The following is a 19,649-nucleotide window of genomic DNA, read 5'->3' as shown; positions in this document are numbered from 1 at the left end:
AATTCTAGCAAAGAAAGACTTTCCGGAATCAAAATTCGGGGAGTCTTTTTCATATCAAATTAGCCTAATAATTGCCCTTATATTCCCTTGGCGTGTGGCCAATATATCTTTTGAAGTTTCTGTTAAAATTAGATAAAGAATCAAATCCGCTGTCGTAAGCAATCTGAGCGATGGTCCATTTATCTTCTAGCAACAATTTGCAGGCATGCCCGATTCGAATCTCATTGACGAAATCAATAAATGTCTTGTTTGACCTGGCTTTGAAATATCTGCAAAAAGCGGCCTCAGTCATCCCTGCCAGCGACGCCACATCACCCAGCCTGATTTCCTGCGAAAAGTGTTGCAGCACATAATTGTGCACCTTATGCATGCGCTCGGTCTCGGAAACTTTGTAAGTATTTACATAACCATAACTGGAAATCGGAGAACCGCCAGCTTCGTGCGCAAGCTTATCCAGCAATGTGAGCAACTGAATAATGGTTTGAAATCCTTCTGAATGCATGATCGACATCAATTCCGAACGGATATGGCTTCTTAACTCCCCCTTATATTCAATGCCGCGTTTTGAATCCAGAAGCAACTGTTTCAACGCCAGCATCTCTGGTTTCTCCAAAAAATCCTTCCCCAGAAAATCCTCCTGAAAGTACAAAACAACGCCATGTGTCGCCAGTGAAGAACCGGCGTCGAAATAAGCCGCGTCGCTGCGCCACAGGTGGGGAACATCAGGTCCGAGGAAAACCGTATCACCAGGACCGAACGTTTGCACAGAATCGCCGATCAACCGCTTGCCAGTCCCTTCCAAAACAGTGAACAACTGGTAGTGCGGATGAAAATGCCAGTTAGGATCGAAATGAGGTGCTTTCAACTCCTGGATCGTCACCGTCCTGACCTGGCTTTCAATATTTTTATGGATTGGCGCCTTCATAAACCTGCTTTATTTTACCTTAATGCAATACAAAAGTAGCACATTGCCATCAAAATACGGCCAGTATGGATTTCTACTGATCCGTTTATCCAAAAAATCAATTATGCAACGGCAAAAGAAATTTCCGTGAATCGCGTTGTAATTAACGTAGTACAGCACTGCGGGATTTATGCGACAGACCTTTTATGGCATAGTTTTTTAATTATTGAACGCTCGTAAATCCAATTCCAACGTTTTGAGTTACGTTGTATTCTATAACTTCAAATAGCAGTAATTAAGCAGTCATGAACAAAAATATTACCTTCCTGGCGTTCCTGTTTGGCGTTTTCGCCTTATCCAGCTGTGGAAAAACAACCACAATTAATACAAATATGGAGCTCACCGGAAAGTGGGAGCTGCAAAGTATAGTACAAAATTCAGACACGATAAAAAAACCTGCATTAGCCAAAGGTCAGATGCCCGTAAGCCTGCATTTTAAAGAGAAAGGTGAGCTGGAAGGAACATCCTCAACCAACATTCTGACAGGCTTCTATGAAACAGCGCAACAGAACACCATTCAGATGGGCGGTGGCGGCACCGAGCGGGCCGAAACGCAGTGGGGTAATTTGTTTGTAAATGCAATTCCAAACGTAAATCTGTACGATCTGAAAATGAATAAGCTGGTGCTTTATTATGAAAATAACAATCAGTTAATTTTCAGTAGGGTGCAATAATTTTTATACAAATATGAAAAAGGCAGCCTTGGTCGGATGATCAGGCTGCCTTTTTCTTGTCTCACATCTTAGCTTATTTTGCCCTAAGCCAAACGGCAGGCTTGCTAAAAGATCAATATGCGGTTGATATTTGTCAAATCAGGTAAAATTTGAAGCGGTTTTTTATTGTAAAATTGTGTGCATCTTAGCAGGACATTTCCTGACCAAAAACCTTTTTTGATGAAGTACAGCATGAATCTCCTCCTCTGGGGGCCACAAATTGACGATAGCCTTTTCCCTACCCTCGAACTGATCAAAGAAATTGGCTTTGACGGCGTAGAAGTCCCGATTTTCAACACCAACCCTGCACATTGGTTTAACTTCCGTAAAAAGCTCGACGAGCTCGGCCTGGCTTGTGAAACCGACACGATCTGCGGCCCATCGGAACATTTGATCAGCCCTGATCCAGCCATGCGCAGGCATACAATCGACCACTTGAAAAGCGCATTGGATTGCTCGCTTGTGCTGGGCGCAACCAAATTAATGGGCCCTTACCATTCTGCATTGGGCGTTTTCACAGGCCAGCCAGCCACGCCGGAAGAATGGCAATGGGCAATAGAAGGCATCCGCGAAGTGGCTGATTATGCTGAATCCCTGGACATTACATTAGGCCTCGAGTATCTCAACCGCTTCGAGCTATATCTTACATCCTGCGGCGACGAGTTGATCCGCTTCGTAGACGAGGTGAGCCACCCGCATTGCAAGATCATGTTCGACACTTTCCACGCCAACATTGAAGAAAAGAACATCGGCGACACGATGCGCAAAGCAGGCGACCGCATTTCATTCATACAACTCTCTGAAAATGACCGCTCTACACCCGGAAAAGGAAATGTAGATTGGGAGGGCGTTTTTAAAGCCATCAAAGACATTAAATACGACGGCTGGATCAGCATTGAAGCATTCAGCCAAAAACTGCCAGTCGCCAACATCTGGCGCAAAATGTTCGAATCCGAAGAGCAGCTCATGCGTGACGGACTGGCCTTCATCAAATCGAATTTGTCCTAATCCATCCAAAAATCGACCTTGTCATACAATCACCCCGGGTTGAAACCCGGTCTAGGAAATTGGTCGAGCCTACGGCTCTTTTTCGTTGATGGTGCACTTACCTCGCAAGAGCCAGAGGCTCGGAACATTTTTTACCAGCGGGTTTCAACCCGCTGGCTCCTGACAAAGCCCGGGTTGAAACCCGGGCTAGAAAATCGGTCGAGCCTACGGCTCTTTCTCGTCGATGGTTCGCTTACTTCACAAGAGCCAGAGGTTCGGACCATTTTTAACAGCGGGTTTCAACCCGCTGGTCGCTCAATAAACCTTCGCCAGCAAATGTGGCCGCTCCTTCTCCAACTTCAAAATCAACTCCCCAAACAAAGTATTCACCCAAGCAAACCACTTTCTCGTAAACTTGCTTTGATCATCTTTATCAAAGGATTCATGCATAAAACCAGTATTATTATGCGTGGTTTTAAGCAATTTCAACTGCGCTTCAATTTCTTTTTCGTCGGTTGAAGTAATGGCTCTTGCGATGATGCCCATGGGCCAAATCTGGTTTACCAATGTGTGCGGGCTGCCTAGGCCTTCGCCCGCTTTTCCTTTGAAGAAATAGGGATTTGAATCGCTCAGGACGAATTTTCTTGTGTTAATGTAGATCGGATCTTTCACGAACATAGCGCCTAGGTAGGGCATGCTGATCAAGCCGGGAATGCCTGCGTCGTCCATTAACAAATAGTTGCCGAAACCATCCACTTCAAATGCATAGATCTTGCCGAATTCCGGATGCGGATAGACGGCGTATTTTTTCAATGCAGTTTCAACTTCTGTTGCCAGCGCTTTAAAATCACCTGCCATTTTCGCACCTTCGCCGCCTACTTTCTCTAACATTTCTGCAACTTCCCGAAAGGAAACGACGGCGAAGAAATTGGAAGGAACGAAGAATGGATACATCGCTGCGTCGTCAGAAGGACGGAATGTGCTTGCTATCAGACCATTTGGCTTGATGGGATTGCCATAACCGTTGCCGGGAACCGTATCCGTAGACCACGAAGTGACGCGACCGAATTTGTATGGGCCGGGGCCGTCTTTGCGTTGCTGCTCTTTGCAGGTTTTGAGGATTAACCCCATGGCCTTCGTCCAATCGGCGTCGAATGGCTTGGTGTCGCCGGTTATTTTCCAATAATTATAAGCGAGGCGAATGGTGTAGCAGAGCGAATCCAGCTCCCATTTGCGTTCGTGGAGCATAGGTTTCATGTCCGTTACGTCCTTGGTCCATTCGCTTTCCTTCGGGCGATCGTAAAATGCGTTGGCGTAAGGGTCAATGATGATGCATTTGGTCTGGCGGTTGATGAGGCCGGCGACCATATCTTTCAACTTTGTGTCTTCTTTGAGCAAGGGCAAATACGGCCAAACCTGCGCTGTGCTGTCACGGAGCCACATCGCGTCAATGTCGCCGGTAATGACGAACGTGTCGGGCTTGCCGTCGATGGGTTTGTAATGAACGGTTGTATCAATGGTGTTAGGAAAGCAATTTTCGAAAAGCCACGCCAGTTCCGGGTCTTTAATCACCTTTTTCATGCGGGTAATCGTCGCTTCCACGGCTGGACTGGTAAAGCTGCGCTTGTCGGCAGGAGTACGAACGACTGGAAAATCAGCAGCTTTTTTGGCAAATGACCAGTTTGAAACGGCCATTCCAGCCACAGCCATCGCGCTGGCTTTTATAAATGTTCTCCGATGAGAACTGCTCGGTTGAGACATGGATTCAGGAAAAATGATTTATTAAAATATTTTAAACAAGCAATTTAGGCAAAAATCTCCTTTTACACCTCCCGCACCATATGATCATACGTGTGCCCCAGAAAATCCTTTTCGCCAGCCACCTGAAAACCCACTTTTTCATAGATCTTCCTGGCATCCGGATTCACCTTATCCACGATCAGTCCAACGCGATTGAAATGCTTTGCAGCGGCCAGCTCACAGAAGGCGTTCAGCAGCTTTTTACCAATCCCCTTTCCTTGATGCGCCGGATTTACATTCACGCAATCGACATAATACTCGCCGGCTTCGGTTTCATCGCCGGGTGAAAAATCGGGATCAGATTCACGCAGAGCTTTCAAAACAGGCGCGCGAAGTTCATGCAAACAGGCGCCGTTGTAGCCAACAATTGAGCCGATTACGCCGTTTTCATCTTCGTAAACCAATGTATTTTCATAACTATATTGATTGCCTTTATTTGCAATAAATCTTTCCATCAGTGGAATTGCATCATTGGGATCATCGGATTTTGCGAAGAGGCAGGCAATGTGGCCCAGGGCAAGAATAATGAGGGGAGCGAGCTTTGGAGCGTCGTCTGACGTGGCTGGTCGGATCATAAAATTTAATAATTTCTATCTATATTTTGCAAGAATTTGTCGCTGCGCCGAAAAGCAGGTCAAAATCGAGTCAGTACTAATCAAAAGACGTAAAGTTTTTAGCACTATTTTGTTTTAAAATTGTATTGCCTAAAACCGGATCATTAACCTACCAAAATAAATATGTCTCAAAAAATTAATGTTGCAATCGTTGGTCTTGGCTTCGGAGCCGAATTTATCCCCATTTACCAGCAACATCCCAATGCAAATATGTACGCAATTTGCCAGCGTACAGAGTCCAAACTGAATGAAATTGGTGACCAATATGGCATCGACGTGCGCTACACAAGTTACGACGACCTTTTGAATGATCCGAATGTAGATGCCGTACACATTAACTCCCCTATCCCGAACCACGCTGAGCAAACTTTGAAGGCATTGCGCGCCGGCAAGCACGTGGCCTGCACCGTGCCGATGGCGACGAGCGTGGAGGATTGCATCGAGATCGTGAAAGCGACCAAAGAATCGGGCAAAAAATACATGATGATGGAAACCGTGGTTTATGCGCGGGAATTCCTTTTCGTGAAAGAACTATATGAAAAAGGTGAATTGGGAAAAGTGCAGTTCCTGAAAGCAAGTCACCAGCAGGATATGGAAGGCTGGCCTGATTACTGGCCTGGATTGCCTCCTATGCATTACGCAACGCACTGCGTAGGCCCGGTTGCGGGACTTTTGAAGCTTGAAGCGGAGTATGTTTCCTGCTTCGGTTCAGGCACGATCAGCGAAGATCTGGCCAAAATTCACAATTCTCCTTTTGCCGTTGAATCCGCGCATATTAAATTTAAGGACAGCGACTTATCAGCTTATGTATATCGCTCGTTATTTGACGTGGCGCGTCAGTACAGAGAAAGTTTTGAGGTTTACGGAAGCAAAAAATCTTTCGAATGGCCATTGATCGAAGGCGAAGATCCTGTGATCCACACGGCTAAAAAACCGGAACACGAAATCGCTGAAAAAGTGGCTACGCCGGATTACGCACATTATTTGCCAGAAGAAATCCGTCATTTCACCGGAAAAGGCGTTTACAACCTGGACGAAAACGCGCATTTGTCATTTGTACAAGGGGGCGGCCACGGCGGCTCACACCCGCATTTGGCCCACGAGTTCATCAGCGCATTAATCGAAGACCGCGAGCCTTTCCCAAATGCATGGCAATCGGCCAACTGGACGAGCGTTGGGATCCTGGCGCATGAGTCGGCATTACAAGGCGGGGCGTTGATTCAGCTGCCTGATTTTAAGGAGCTGGCATAACTCTTCGACTCCGCTCAAAGTGACAAAGCAATGGCTGCCTGAGGGAACGGCCTATCAGTCAGAGCCAACCTTGTCAGCCTGAGCGTAAGCCCTGTCAGCCTGAGCGGAGTCGAAGGCACGTGCACGATGCCGTTGACAAGCGGGTTACCAAGCCAGTAACGCGCCTTCGACTCCGCTCAGGCTGACAAGGCGTGCTACTAGCAGCAACATACAACAAAGCATAAAACAAAAAAGAGAACATAGAACTCAATGAAAACCAAAGCGTTATCCTTTATCCTTGGTATTGTCCTGCTGGGCTGTGCCTCTCAGCCTTCATCGCAGAACGCGTCGGTGAAGAGCTCCTCGGCCAAGAGCGAGGCCGGAAAGGCGCGGCGTCTGGAAATCCTGTTTTTGGGAGACAACGGACACCATAAGCCTGCTGAACGCGTGCCGCAGATCATGGCTGCATTAGGCCCGAAAGGTTTCAACTTTACCTACACGGATAACCTGAACGACCTTAATCCTGAGACACTTAACAAATACGACGCCCTGATGCTTTATGCAAACTGGGATTCCATCGCGCCGCAGCAAGCGAAAGCATTGCTGGATTACGTGGCGAGTGGCAAAGGCTTTATCCCCATTCACTGCGCTTCGTATTGTTTCCGCAACAATCCGGAAGTGGTGAAGCTGATCGGTGGCCAGTTCTGGAGACATACTTGGGACACGATCCAGCCTGTGTGGACAAAACCTTCACACCCTGCAATCGCTGGTGTGAAGGAGTTCAAAACAGTGGATGAAACCTATTTGCACGAAAAACTACAACCTGATAACATTGTCCTGACGGAACGTTTGATCCAAAAAGATCAGGAAAAAGACAGACCGGGTCAGCAAAAAGAGCCTTACACATGGGTTAGAACGCATGGAAAAGGCCGCATTTTCTACACGGCTTATGGCCACGACGAACGCACCTGGTCGGTTCCAGGATTTCAGGATATGCTGGAAAAAGGAATTCTTTGGGCGGTTAATGATGATGCAAGAAAATCATTGGCAGCTTTGGCCCCAAAACCATTTGAATACCGCGAAGCCAAACTTCCAAACTACGAGCAGCGCCCTGGCCCGCAAATGCAGCAATTGCCTTTGTCGCCCGAGGAATCTGTAAAGCACATTCAAATCCCGGTTGACTTTACATTGGACGTTTTTGCACACGAGCCGGATGTAATGCACCCGATCGCAATGACCTGGGATGAGCGCGGCAGATTGTTTGTTTTGATCACAAAAGATTATCCAAACGAGCGCAAAGACACAGGTGGAAGCGACTACATTCTAATTTGTGAAGACACGAATAAAGATGGTAAGGCCGATAAATTCACGAAATTCTCGGATGATCTGAGCATTCCAACAGGACTTGTTTTTGCTAATGGCGGGATTATCGTTTCGCAGGCGCCGCATATGCTGTTTTTGCAAGACACCAATGGGGATGATAAAGCGGATGTAAAAAAAATCCTGTTCTCAGGCTTTGGAACGGGTGATACGCATGCCGGACCTTCCAACCTGCATTATGGATTTGACAACTGGATTTACGGATCGGTTGGTTATTCGGGCTTCAAAGGCAAATTCGGAAACGCCGATTCTTTGAACTTCGGACAAGCACTTTTCCGCTTCAAACCGGACGGAACGGATATGGAAATTGTGGCCAAAACCTCTAATAACACATGGGGGCTTGGTTTTAACGAAGCGGGCGATCTTTTTGGCTCAACGGCTAACAACTCGCACGGCTGGTATAGCGCCATTCCAAACCGTTATTTTGGTCAAAGCAAAGTAGACAACGGGAGCCGCAGCACGGATACGCATAAAGACATGCAGCCGATCACGCCGAAAGTGCGTCAAGTGGACGTTTTTGGCGGATTTACTGCCGCAGCCGGACATAATTTTTACACGGCAAGAGCATTTCCAAAGAAATATTGGAACAATGTCGCCTTCGTTTCTGAGCCTACGGGGCACATTTTGCACCAAAACATCATGAAGCCGAAAGGAACTGATTTTGAGGATGCATTAGGCTTCAATTTGCTGGCAGGTGCCGACGAATGGGTTGCACCTGTGTTTGCAGAAGTTGGCCCGGATGGCGCTGTTTGGGTGGCTGACTGGTATAGCTACATCATCCAGCATAACCCGACGCCAAAAGGATCTGAAAACGGAAAAGGAAATGCTTATGAGACTGATTTGCGCGATTTTACACACGGTCGTTTGTATCGCATTGCCTGGAAAGATGCACCAAAATATACGCCGATCGTTTTGAGCAAAGACCGCCCGGACGAGCTGGTTGCGACATTGAAAAACACCAATATGCTATGGCGCCGTCACGCGCAACGCCTTTTGGTGGAACGCGGAAACAAAGATGTTGCGCCTAAATTGGTTGAGCTGGTTAAAGACAAAAGCGTTGACGAAGTTGGCCTTAACACGGCTGCTATCCACGCATTATGGACATTGCACGGTCTGAAAGCGATTGAAGATCCGGCGGTTTTGGCTGCCGTAACCGAAGCTTTGAAACATCCATCTGCTGACGTGCGCAAAACAGCCGTTCAGGTGTTGCCACGCAATCCTGCCACTGCGCAGACATTGCTGACAGCCGATGCATTGCACGATAAAGCGCCGCTTGTGGTCTTAAATTCGTTGCTTGCATTCTCTGAAATTCCTTACACGCCGGAAGTTGAAACCGCGGTTTTGGGATTGATGGACACTTATGCTATGCCGGAAGATCGCTGGATGCCGGATGCTTTTGCAGCCGTATTGAATGCTCAAAATGGCAAATTGCGTGAGAAATATCTCGCACAACGCGTAAGCAAATCGTCTGCAACTGCCGCTTCAACGCAGAAAGCAAGTGCAGATAAAGGGATGGATCACAGCAACATGGATCACAGCGCGCACACCGCCGCTGCGAAACCAACTGTGGAAGGCTCGGCCGAATTGGCGATTACGAACATTACGATTGAGCCAAAAACACCTTACGTTCGTGAATATGCGCGTGTGGTGATTGAGATTACAAACCAAGGTTCGGTTGCTGTTCCAAAAGAGCTTGTTCCAGTTGTGAATGTGGGCATCAGAAGTCGTTCATTGAATACGAATTACATCAGTCGCCAACTTAACAGCGGCATAGCGCCGGGTGAAACTGTGAAACTGACTGAGGGAAATAATGGTCCCTGGAAATCAGGTTTCGGCTTTACTTCGGATGAATCGGGTAAAGTGAACATCACAGCGACGGTGGACGTGGACAATGTTGTTCCTGAAAAAGACGAGAACAAAAACAACACGATGACCAAAAGCTTCGAAGTGAAGCGCATGGACAAGCTGTCTGACTTTGCTTTGGAGCGTGCAACACGCGGTTACACGTCTTATGCAAGCGGTGACGATGTTTTGAAAATGATCAAAACAGCACAAACGCTTGATCCGCAGGGACGCAACGCCATCATGAAAGGAATCGTAGGCGCATGGAATCCAAAACGCAAGGAAACGGCAAACGAAGAAGGCAAAACATTGCTGACATCGATTAAAGGCGACTTGCCGGATGATTTGAGCACACGTTTCACAACATTAATGGAATCTTACGGCATTAAGGAAGATGTCGCAGTTGACCCGAATGTGCAGGTGGTTCAGATCAAGGCAATCCGCGAGGAAATGAAATTTAGCTTAACAGAATTCACTGCCATTGCAGGGAAAACAATTGAGCTGGTTTTCGAAAACCCGGATGCAATGCAGCATAATGTGGTCGTTGGAAAACCAAAATCGACTGAAATAATCGGTGCAGCTGCTGACAAAATGATCACTGCCAAAGACGGCGCTGAGAAAAACTACGTTCCGAACATTCCGCAAGTTCTGGCTGCAACGCCGCTCGTGAATCCGGGACAAACTTTCCGCCTGAAATTCGTCGTGCCTGACGTGGTTGGCGACTATCCCTACGTCTGCACATTCCCAGGTCACTGGCGATTGATGAAAGGCAACATGAAGGTCATCAAAGAGCAGGCGGTTTTGAGTAAATAATTCAAGAATGTGAGGCATAATGCCTTTAAATACGATCCTGGGTGCAACTTTTCCCGCACCCAGGATTCTTTGTTTTAAACAAAACACCTATCATTACATTGCAGGCTGCGCCCGCACCTTACTTCAATGAAAGTCGTTCAATTTACCATTCCCGTTTCCAAGGAGCACACCATTGTGGTGCAGGAAGACGTGTTGCCGCATTATTACAATCATTTGCACCGGCATCGGGAGGTTCAGATTGAGTGGGTTGTAGAAGGTTCGGGGATTCTCATCGCCGGGAATTATATGCAGCGTTTTGAGTCGGGCGAAGTTTACATTATAGGTGCCAATCAGTCGCATATTTTCAAAAACGACGAAGCCTATTTCAATCCCGAAGAAAAAAAGCAAGTCCATTCCGTTTCCATTTTCTTCAACCCAACGCAGCTTCATCAAAACATTTTAAGTTTGCCTGAAATGGTGAGTATTCGGAAATTTGTGGATGGCCTTCACAATGGTTACCAAATTCCCGAATCAGCATTACCAATCGTCCAGAAAACCATTGCTGAATTAAAACAAAACAAAGACAGCCTGCGCGTAGCATCCTTCATCTCGCTCCTGCATTTGTTTTCCACCATCCGTGACATCAAGCCGCTGGCAACCAACAACAGCGAGCAGATCATTTCCGAAGTCGAAGGAATCCGCATGGACCAGATTTTCCAATATCTGGTCAGCAATTACAAAAGGCACATTTCACTGGCCGAAATTTCAGAAATCTCCAACCTCACCCCGCAGGCATTCTGCCGTTATTTCAAAAAACACACCGACAAAACCTTCATCAGCTTCCTAAACGAAGTCCGCGTAAACGAAGCCTGCAAAATCATCATTTCCGGCAAATTCGACAGTTTCTCAGACGTCAGTTACCAGACTGGATTTGATAATGTGACGAATTTCAATCGGGTTTTTAAGAAGATCATGGGGAAAAGCCCGAGGGAATTTCATAAGGACTTTCGCGAGCGGGTTGGGTGAAATAGTGAAAAGGGCTAGGCAGCCACTTTCCCAATTTCTATCCCATGTTTCATGATTTCCTGGGCGACCGGATCGGAGCTTTGAAAATCCTGAACAATAAATGGATGCGGTTGGATGCGCAAATCAATGTTTCTACGGAGTTTCATCATATCTGTCTGCGTCTCAATGATATCTGCTGAACGGTCCAGCCCCAACGCAATATCAATGTCGCTATCCAAATGACTATTGCCCTTCGCAAATGATCCAAAAAGAAAAGCTTGTTTCAACGGGTAAGTCTGATTCATCAAGTCAACATATTGCTGCGCGATTATAATTGCCTCTCTTTGATCCATGATCTTAATGTTTGAAGAGGGATTTAATATTGGTAGCAAATTTGAAATCAGTGCAAAAACAATCCCGGAGGGATGTAATATCGGTAACAAAAACCGTTCGCAATCGCATCAAATCCCGGAGGGATGTAATAATGTACATGACGTTGCATCCCTCCGGGATTTGCGTTTTACGTTGATTTCCTCTTTTTCTACCAATCTTGCATCCCTCTGGGATTTGCATTTTTGCGCGCATGTTGACTTTGCTACTGATATTAAATCCCTTTGGGATTTTCCCTTGCTTACTTCATTTTCTCAAACCATTCACTCGTGTATTCCTCCTCCAAACTTACATAAAAATCAAAGCGAAGCCATTTTTCTGGTAACCATAGGTTTTATTTCAAATCTCCCCTATTTTGGAGCTTTACATTACTTTTTTGGTTTGGCTGGATTGGGAAAAATGGATGGTTCTTTTTGGAAGATTTGGGTGGATACGGGCGGGACTTTTACGGATTGTCTGGCTGTGGATCTGGCAGGGAATAAAACGAGGTTGAAAGTGCTAAGCTCTGGCTGTGTGCGGGGACGGATCGTTAGCAAGTTGGCCGATAACACTTTTCAATATACAGCTTCCTGGGCGTTTGATGCGGGTTTGCTGGAAGATTATACATTGCGCTTGTTGGAAAATGGGTTGGTTAGCAAAGTCATTTCTTTTAATTCTTCCAATCAAACATTCACACTTGAAAATGAACTTCCATTTGCGCAAAATACTGATTTTGAAATATTCAGTGGCGAAGAAGCGCCTGTTCTGGCGGCGCGATTACTAACCCAAACCAAACTGACCGAAACATTGCCTCCACTCGAAATGCGCCTCGGCACCACGAGAGGAACCAATGCATTACTCGAAAGAAAAGGAGCGAAAACGCTTTTAGTGGTCACAAAAGGCTTTAAAGATCTGCTTTACATTGGCAACCAGCAACGCCCTTCCTTATTTCAACTCGACATTCCCGAGCCGAGATTACTTTATTCCGAAGTTCTGGAAATTGACGAGCGATTGGACGCTTCGGGAAATGTGATCCAAGATTTGAACGCGGCAGATTTAACAATATTAGCATCTGCTGCAAACGCCGATTCCATTGCCATTTCGCTGCTGCATTCGTACCAAAACAATGCGCACGAGCTCCTGGCTGAAAAAGCATTCTTGGAAAATGGAGCCAAATACATTTCCGTTTCCTCCAAGCTTTTCCCATTCTCCCATTATCTCCGCCGCACGCAAACGGCCGTGGTAAATGCTTATCTCGATCCGGTTTTAGATCAATATTTGACTAACATTAAAAACTCGTTGGGCGGCAATCCGCTGGGCGGCAACCCACTCGGCGCTGGTAGCCTAAAAGTCATGACCAGCACTGGCAGCCTTTCCCAAGTGAGCGGATTCAGAGCCAAAGACAGCTTGCTAAGCGGCCCGGCTGGCGGCATGGTGGCGGCGGCCAATGCTGGAAAACGCCTTGGATTCCTCAAATTGATCACATTCGATATGGGCGGAACGAGCACGGATACGGCGCTGATCGATGGGCGGCCGGAGCTAAAATACATTACCGAAATTGACGGCATTGAATTTCATAACCCGACATTGGCGATCGAAACGGTCGCCGCTGGCGGCGGTTCTGTTTGCTGGTTTGATGGATTTTCGCTGCAAGTCGGGCCGGAAAGTGCGGGGGCTTCACCGGGGCCGGCGTGTTATGGCGCGGGCGGTCCGCTGACAGTTACCGATGTGAATTTGCTTTTGGGCAAACTGGATGCTTCGAAATTTGGCATTCCCGTTCGGGCGGATGCAGCGTTGGCGGCGCTTCATGATTTGCAAAAAAGCATTGAATCGCAAACAGGCAATGTGCTTTCGTTTTCGGAGCTCTTAACCGGCCTCGAAAGGATTGCGAATGAGAAAATGGCTGATGCGATCCGTAAAATCTCGGTTGAAAAAGGCATTAATCCTGCTGATTTTGCGCTGATCACTTTTGGCGGCGCAGGCGGATTGCACAGTTGTCAGCTGGCCGAATTGCTGGATATTCAAACGGTTATCATTCCTTACGACGCCGGACTTTTCAGCGCGGTGGGCATGGGCGAGGCGCTGATCAGCACCATTGTTTCAAAACAAATCCTACTTCCCTGGCGCGAATCGGAAGACAAAATTGAAGATTGGAAAAATGATCTCTTGGGTGAAGGTGCCAAAAAACTGCAAGATCAGGGCGTTAATGCATTCGAAACAGCCTTTTGCTACGTTTATTTCCGTTTTGCAGGACAGGAAAATACGATTGAAGTCAATTATAAAGGCGCTGAAACATTAAATGCTTTTGAAAAACTTTACACGGCTCAGTTCGGCTATTTCCCAGCAAACCTAACCATTGAATTGGAAAGTTTGAAACTAATGATTCGGGAGAAAACGGCTCCTATTGCGCTGGAAACGATCATTAAGGAAGGAAATTCAGCGGATGCAATAAGAACTGTAACGCCTTTATTTGAAACAAAATCATTTGAAACGGGAAAACCTGGTGCTTATCATGCTGCTTACCTCTTCGAATGGGACAAACTTGCGGCGGGCGATCAACTCATTGGCCCAGCGATTTTATTAAATAACACTTCCACAGCCTACATTCCCAAAAACTGGAAACTGATCATTCAGAACAGCAAAGATGCGATCGCTTTCAAAACTTCGGAAACCAACATCACAGCCGAAAAGCAAAGCGAGGAAGTTGCTTTGCAGCTTTTTACGAATCGTTTCAAATCTATTGCGGACGAAATGGGCGTGCAATTGCAACGGACTGCATTTTCGGTGAATGTGAAAGAACGGCTCGATTTTTCGTGTGCTTTGCTGGACCAGGATGGCGAGCTGCTGGTGAATGCACAGCACATTCCGGTGCATTTGGGCAGCATGGGCATTTGCGGAAGATTGGTGAAAGATGCGATTGAGATCGGTCCCGGGGATGTGATTATTACGAATCATCCGAAATATGGCGGCTCGCATTTGCCTGATATTACATTGATTTCGGGCATTTTTACGGTAGACAAAACTTGTATTGGTTATGTTATCAACCGCGCACATCATGCCGAAGTCGGAGGGAAAACCCCTGGTTCGATGCCGCCGGATGCAACTTGTCTGGCTGAGGAAGGCGTCGTTATTTTGCCTCAATATCTGATCAAAAACAATGTATTTCAATGGGAAGCCATTCGCGCACTTTTTACGGAACGCCCGTATCCTACGCGGCATTTCCTGTCCAATGAAGCCGACATTATGGCCTCATTGTCTGCATTGAGGAAAGGCAGCGAGCAAATGTTGCGGCTGGTGGACTTGCACGGACTCGAAACCGTCCGGAAATACATGCGGCTACTGAAAGAAAATGCCGTGGCACAGCTGCAAACCGCATTAATTCCATTGCAAGGCAAAACTTTCGAAGCAACCGAATTTCTCGATGACGGCCATCGCATTCAGGTGAAAGTCTCCATAACCGCCAGAAAGCAGGTTTTCGATTTTACCGGCACTTCTGATGTGCATCCCAATAACCTGAATGCAAACATTTCGATCCTGTACAGCGCGATTTTATATGTGTTAAGGCTTTTGGTAAACAAAGAAATTCCGCTGAATGATGGCCTGATGAAGCATGTGGACATTATTTTGCCTGATAACAGCTTCCTGCATCCCAAGTTTTCCGATGATTCCTTCCAATGTCCGGCCGTGGTCGGCGGGAACACGGAAGTGAGCCAGCGTTTGGTAGATACATTGCTTAAAGCGTTCGGATTGGCGGCGTGTAGCCAGGGAACGATGAATAATTTTCTTTTTGGCGACGAGCAATTTGGCTATTACGAGACCATAGGAGGCGGAACTGGCGCAGGGCCTGGCTTCCACGGTCGCTCTGCCGTGCACCAGCACATGACCAACACCCGCATTACCGACCCCGAGCAGCTCGAACGCAATTATCCGGTGCGTTTGCTGGAATTTGGCATTCGCAAAAATTCCGGTGGAAAAGGAACATTCCACGGAGGCAATGGCATCGTGCGAAAATTCGAATTTCTCAAACCATTGCAGCTCACATTATTGGGACAACACAGAAAATACCCACCTTACGGACTGAATGGCGGCGAGGACGGGAAATGCGGCATGCACACATTGATCAGCAATGGTGAAACCACATCATTACCCGGAATATGCAGCTTGGAAGGGCAGAAGGGCGATATTTTAATAATTGAAACGCCGGGTGGCGGAGGATTCGGTTAAAAATTAGTGTAAAAATGGCGAGTTCAAAATCCTCCAAAGCGCTCTTAGGCGCAGCATTCCTGATGGCGACTTCCGCAGTCGGCCCGGGTTTTCTGACGCAAACGACCGTTTTCACACAGCAGCTCGCCACGAGTTTCGGCTTCATCATTCTCCTCACGGTCATTATTGACCTTTGCGCGCAGTTCAATATCTGGCAAATCATCACCGTTTCGGGCAAGCGCGCGCAGGAATTGGCCAATGCATTATTTCCCGGATTAGGCTTCCTGTTAGCGTTTCTGATCGTCCTTGGCGGATTTGCATTCAACATTGGCAATGTCGCCGGTGCCGGTTTAGGTCTTGAAGCAATGACAGGTTTGAATGTGAAAACTGGCGCTGTGCTGAGTGCGGGCATGGCGATCGGGATTTTCCTGTTTAAAGAAGCGGGAAAAGCGATGGATATTTTCAGCCGCGTCCTCGGCACATTAATGATCGTTTTGATCTTATATGTTGCTTTTACGTCGCATCCGCCGCTGGTTGCGGCTCTGCACCACACGATCTTGCCCGAAAAATTTAATGCGATGGCCACTGTAACGTTAGTAGGCGGGACGGTCGGCGGATACATTTCGTTTGCAGGTGCGCACCGGTTGCTTGACAGCGGGATTAGCGGCGAAGCATCGCTGCCGGAGGTGAACCGAAGCGCCGCAACGGGCATTCTGATCACAACTGTGATTCGTTATCTGCTCTTTCTGGCGTCTTTGGGCGTGGTCATGTCCGGCGCAACCATTAATCCCGACAATCCCACCGCTTCCATCTTCGAACAAGCCGCCGGATCAGCCGGACGGCAGATTTTCGGTCTCGTGATTTGGAGCGCCGCCGTCACTTCTGTGGTTGGCGCTGCTTACACTTCCATTTCTTTTGTCCGTTCGTTCCATCCATTTTTGGAAAAACACCACGCCGCGCTGACCATTATTTTCATCGCCATGTCCACTGCCGTATTTACAATTATTGGCAAACCGGTGAAAGTGCTTGTTTTTGTCGGCACGCTGAATGGCTTTGTGCTGCCTATTGCGCTGGCTATCCTGCTGATTGCAAGCGGAAAATCGCGCCTGATGGGGACGTATAAACATTCGCGCGCACTGCTGATTATGGGCTGGTTGGTGGTTGCGGCCATGACGGCCTTAGCAATCGGGATTTATTAACCTAGCGAGCCGGTGGGCTTACCGTCGTTTATTCTACACATCTGCACATATCCCGAATTAAATCTGCTGTTTTAACCCAAAAGCAAAATCTAACATTGAAATAAGTTAATATCGGTAAAAAAGGGGCTAAATACCACGAAGTTTATTGCTTGCCATAAAGGTAATTTTACCCATACGAAATTGAAGATAATCATTCCTAGTATGGCGCATTTTACCAGTCAAAAGCTTCAACTGCTGACCGTCTTTGCCGGCTCCCTGCTTTCCTTACTTTCTCATAAAAGTATGGCTCAGCAGCCTGCATTGGCACCTTATCATCCTGACGCTTCTGAAATCAGTGCTTCGTACAAGCACATGGAGCGCATGGACTCGGTGACGAAAGGAACAGTTTTGAAAGCCTCGATCCAGCCAACCTGGCAGCCCGACGGACATTCATTTTGGTATAGAAATGTGTTAAAAGACAGCCTTACCGAGTACATTTTTGTCAATACCGCAACGGGTAAAAAGACGAGTCCGCTAGATAAAAAAGAACTTGCAGGCGCACTTTCGAAAGCACTGGATTCGACATTATTGGCTGAAAAGTTGCTGATCAGCGAAATTTATTCAGACCCAAAAAGCCAGACGCTTTTCGTACAGACAACGGGCAAATGGTTTGCATTTAATACCAAAACAAAAACCGCAAAAAAGCTTGAAAAACTGCCCCTCGAACATCCCAAAGAAATAGGCTGGACGCGGGCGAGAAGCCGGTGGAGACCATTCCGGGCAGACAGCACTTCGCCGGATAAAAAGTTGACCGCTATCATTAGAAACGGGAATATTTATTTAACCAAAAAAGAAGAAAAAGACGCTCAGCAGCTCACATTCGAGGGAAATCCGCTGAAACCTTTTGGTGAACTGAGCTGGTCTCCGGATGGAAAATACATTGTTGCTTACCGCATTACGCCACATGAAGAAAGGCAGATCAGCATCATTATGTCGTCCTTGCCAAACACGACGCGGGGCGAGGTGAAAACGCGTGGTTATGCGCAGCCGGGTGATGAATTTACGTCTTACGAAATGTTTGTGGTGAATGTTGAGAACAAGCAGGTTACCAAAGTTAAATCAGACATTATCGACTTTTTCGAAGCGCCGGTCATTCGCTGGCGACATGGCGATAACACGCATTTTACTTACGAAAAAGTGGATCGCGGGCACCAGCGTTTCCGGGTGATCGATGTAGATGCGACGACGGGCGACACGCGGAATGTGATTGATGAAAAAATGGAGACATTTATTTACCAAAACCTGATTTACACACATTACCAACCCGAAAAACACGAAATTATCTGGTCATCGGAAAAAGACGGCTGGCGGCATTTGTATCTGGTGGATGAGCTTTCGGGCAAGATCAAAAATCCGATTACAAAGGGCAACTGGGTGGTTCGTGACATTGACAGCATTGATACACAGAAACGCGAAGTGTGGTTTCGGGCGAGCGGCATGAATGCAGATGAAGATCCTTATCACATTCATTATTACAGAATCAAATTCGACGGCAGCGGCCTCGTAAAATTGACCGATCATGCCAAAGCAACGCATCAGCTCACTTTTTCGCCCGACCGCACTTATTACATTGACACTTACTCAACGATGATGAGCCCGCCGGTTTCCGAGCTGCGGAAAACGGCGGACGGCTCATTGGTTACCAAATTGGAAGAGGCCGACGTTTCGCAATATCTGTCGCTGGGCTTTAAGTTACCGGAGATTTTTAAGGCAAAAGGACGAGATGGCCAAACCGATATCTGGGGCATTGTGTATCGTCCGAGCAAGTTCGATCCGACGAAGAAATATCCGATCATCGAAAACATTTATGCGGGTCCGCAAGATTCGTTCGTGCCCAAAGCATTCCGTTATTATGGTGAAATGCAGAGCCTTGCCGAGCTTGGATTTATCGTCGTGCAAATGGACGGCATGGGCACAGCCAACCGCTCGAAAGCATTCCACGATATGTGCTGGAAAAATCTGGCAGACGCCGGTTTTCCTGACCGGATCGCCTGGATGAAGGCATTGGCGGCCCAATATGCTTACGTAGATTCGTCTCGCGTGGGCGTTTACGGCACATCTGCGGGTGGCCAGAATTCGCTTGGTGCATTGCTTTTCCACCCCAGTTTTTATGATGCTGCGGTTTCGGCATGCGGCTGTCACGATAACCGCGTGGACAAGCAATGGTGGAATGAGCAATGGATGGGTTACCCGGTTGGCAAGCATTACGACGAACAATCCAACATTACCAATGCCGCCAAATTGCAGGGCGACTTGCTGCTGATCGTCGGTGAAGCGGACACCAATGTGCCGCCGGAATCGACTTACCGGGTTGCAGATGCATTAATAAAAGCCAATAAAGATTTTGAATTGCTGGTGGTGCCGGGCATGGGCCACAGCGACGGCGGGACTTACGGAAGAAGGAAAAAGAGGGACTTTTTTGTAAACAAATTATTGGGGGTAACGCCTCCGAGCAGGAATAAAACAGACCTAACGCCACAGTAACACATAACAGACGTCAGCCCGGAAACGG

Annotated in this window: 12 protein-coding genes; 8 read left to right on the top strand and 4 right to left on the bottom strand. The window is 47.3% G+C overall.

Going from position 1 to position 19,649, the window contains the following annotated elements:
• Positions 1–64: 64 nt before the first annotated feature.
• Positions 65–925, bottom strand: coding sequence for an AraC family transcriptional regulator (locus LZG74_RS02795; RefSeq protein WP_233795121.1), 861 nt, complete (start codon positions 923–925; stop codon positions 65–67).
• 284 nt (positions 926–1,209) lie between these two features.
• On the opposite strand from LZG74_RS02795, the gene LZG74_RS02790 reads away from it, so the two are divergent.
• Positions 1,210–1,638, top strand: coding sequence for an META domain-containing protein (locus tag LZG74_RS02790; protein WP_233795120.1), 429 nt, complete (start codon positions 1,210–1,212; stop codon positions 1,636–1,638).
• Positions 1,639–1,857: 219 nt separating this feature from the next.
• Positions 1,858–2,685, top strand: coding sequence for a sugar phosphate isomerase/epimerase (locus tag LZG74_RS02785; RefSeq protein WP_233795119.1), 828 nt, complete (start codon positions 1,858–1,860; stop codon positions 2,683–2,685).
• A gap of 294 nt (positions 2,686–2,979) precedes the next feature.
• On the opposite strand, the gene LZG74_RS02780 is transcribed toward LZG74_RS02785, so the two are convergent.
• Both LZG74_RS02780 and LZG74_RS02775 read right to left on the bottom strand, forming a co-directional pair.
• On the bottom strand, positions 2,980–4,425 hold the full coding sequence (locus tag LZG74_RS02780; protein WP_233795118.1) for a glycoside hydrolase family 125 protein: 1,446 nt from the start codon (positions 4,423–4,425) through the stop codon (positions 2,980–2,982).
• 62 nt (positions 4,426–4,487) lie between these two features.
• Positions 4,488–5,039, bottom strand: coding sequence for a GNAT family N-acetyltransferase (locus LZG74_RS02775; RefSeq protein WP_233795117.1), 552 nt, complete (start codon positions 5,037–5,039; stop codon positions 4,488–4,490).
• 162 nt (positions 5,040–5,201) lie between these two features.
• On the opposite strand from LZG74_RS02775, the gene LZG74_RS02770 reads away from it, so the two are divergent.
• The 3 genes from LZG74_RS02770 (at position 5,202) to LZG74_RS02760 (ending at position 11,348) form a co-directional block, all read left to right on the top strand.
• Complete coding sequence (locus LZG74_RS02770; protein ID WP_233795116.1) at positions 5,202–6,329, top strand: Gfo/Idh/MocA family protein; 1,128 nt, start codon at positions 5,202–5,204, stop codon at positions 6,327–6,329.
• Between the two features lie 249 nt (positions 6,330–6,578).
• A complete protein-coding gene (locus LZG74_RS02765) occupies positions 6,579–10,343 on the top strand; it encodes a PVC-type heme-binding CxxCH protein (RefSeq protein ID WP_233795115.1) in 3,765 nt (1,254 codons plus the stop codon).
• Positions 10,344–10,469: 126 nt separating this feature from the next.
• Complete coding sequence (locus LZG74_RS02760) at positions 10,470–11,348, top strand: AraC family transcriptional regulator (RefSeq protein WP_233795114.1); 879 nt, start codon at positions 10,470–10,472, stop codon at positions 11,346–11,348.
• A gap of 14 nt (positions 11,349–11,362) precedes the next feature.
• Here LZG74_RS02760 and LZG74_RS02755 read toward each other — a convergent pair whose 3' ends face one another.
• Complete coding sequence (locus LZG74_RS02755) at positions 11,363–11,680, bottom strand: nucleotidyltransferase domain-containing protein (RefSeq protein ID WP_233795113.1); 318 nt, start codon at positions 11,678–11,680, stop codon at positions 11,363–11,365.
• A 436-nt stretch (positions 11,681–12,116) separates the two neighbouring features.
• Between LZG74_RS02755 and LZG74_RS02750 the strand changes: the two genes are divergently transcribed.
• The 3 genes from LZG74_RS02750 to LZG74_RS02740 all read left to right on the top strand — a co-directional run bounded on the left by LZG74_RS02750 (position 12,117) and on the right by LZG74_RS02740 (position 19,621).
• Positions 12,117–15,920, top strand: a complete 3,804-nt coding sequence (locus tag LZG74_RS02750; RefSeq protein ID WP_233796322.1) for a hydantoinase B/oxoprolinase family protein — start codon at positions 12,117–12,119, stop codon at positions 15,918–15,920.
• Positions 15,921–15,934: 14 nt separating this feature from the next.
• Complete coding sequence (locus tag LZG74_RS02745; RefSeq protein WP_233795112.1) at positions 15,935–17,098, top strand: NRAMP family divalent metal transporter; 1,164 nt, start codon at positions 15,935–15,937, stop codon at positions 17,096–17,098.
• A gap of 201 nt (positions 17,099–17,299) precedes the next feature.
• On the top strand, positions 17,300–19,621 hold the full coding sequence (locus LZG74_RS02740; protein ID WP_233795111.1) for a S9 family peptidase: 2,322 nt from the start codon (positions 17,300–17,302) through the stop codon (positions 19,619–19,621).
• Positions 19,622–19,649 lie beyond the last annotated feature (28 nt).

It is taken from the genome of Dyadobacter sp. CY327 (assembly GCF_021390415.1).
Taxonomy (GTDB): Bacteria; Bacteroidota; Bacteroidia; order Cytophagales; family Spirosomataceae; genus Dyadobacter; species Dyadobacter chenhuakuii.
Note: the sequence above shows the minus strand (reverse complement) of the source record. Positions and strands in the feature narration are given on the sequence as shown.

Excerpts from the sequence above, each read along its gene's own strand:
- LZG74_RS02795 (WP_233795121.1), bottom strand. The coding sequence starts at position 925 with ATGAAGGCGCCAATCCATAAAAATATTGAAAGCCAGGTCAGGACGGTG.
- LZG74_RS02790 (WP_233795120.1), top strand. The coding sequence starts at position 1,210 with ATGAACAAAAATATTACCTTCCTGGCGTTCCTGTTTGGCGTTTTCGCC.
- LZG74_RS02785 (WP_233795119.1), top strand. The coding sequence starts at position 1,858 with ATGAAGTACAGCATGAATCTCCTCCTCTGGGGGCCACAAATTGACGAT.
- LZG74_RS02780 (WP_233795118.1), bottom strand. The coding sequence starts at position 4,425 with ATGTCTCAACCGAGCAGTTCTCATCGGAGAACATTTATAAAAGCCAGC.
- LZG74_RS02775 (WP_233795117.1), bottom strand. The coding sequence starts at position 5,039 with ATGATCCGACCAGCCACGTCAGACGACGCTCCAAAGCTCGCTCCCCTC.
- LZG74_RS02770 (WP_233795116.1), top strand. The coding sequence starts at position 5,202 with ATGTCTCAAAAAATTAATGTTGCAATCGTTGGTCTTGGCTTCGGAGCC.
- LZG74_RS02765 (WP_233795115.1), top strand. The coding sequence starts at position 6,579 with ATGAAAACCAAAGCGTTATCCTTTATCCTTGGTATTGTCCTGCTGGGC.
- LZG74_RS02760 (WP_233795114.1), top strand. The coding sequence starts at position 10,470 with ATGAAAGTCGTTCAATTTACCATTCCCGTTTCCAAGGAGCACACCATT.
- LZG74_RS02755 (WP_233795113.1), bottom strand. The coding sequence starts at position 11,680 with ATGGATCAAAGAGAGGCAATTATAATCGCGCAGCAATATGTTGACTTG.
- LZG74_RS02750 (WP_233796322.1), top strand. The coding sequence starts at position 12,117 with ATGGATGGTTCTTTTTGGAAGATTTGGGTGGATACGGGCGGGACTTTT.
- LZG74_RS02745 (WP_233795112.1), top strand. The coding sequence starts at position 15,935 with ATGGCGAGTTCAAAATCCTCCAAAGCGCTCTTAGGCGCAGCATTCCTG.
- LZG74_RS02740 (WP_233795111.1), top strand. The coding sequence starts at position 17,300 with ATGGCGCATTTTACCAGTCAAAAGCTTCAACTGCTGACCGTCTTTGCC.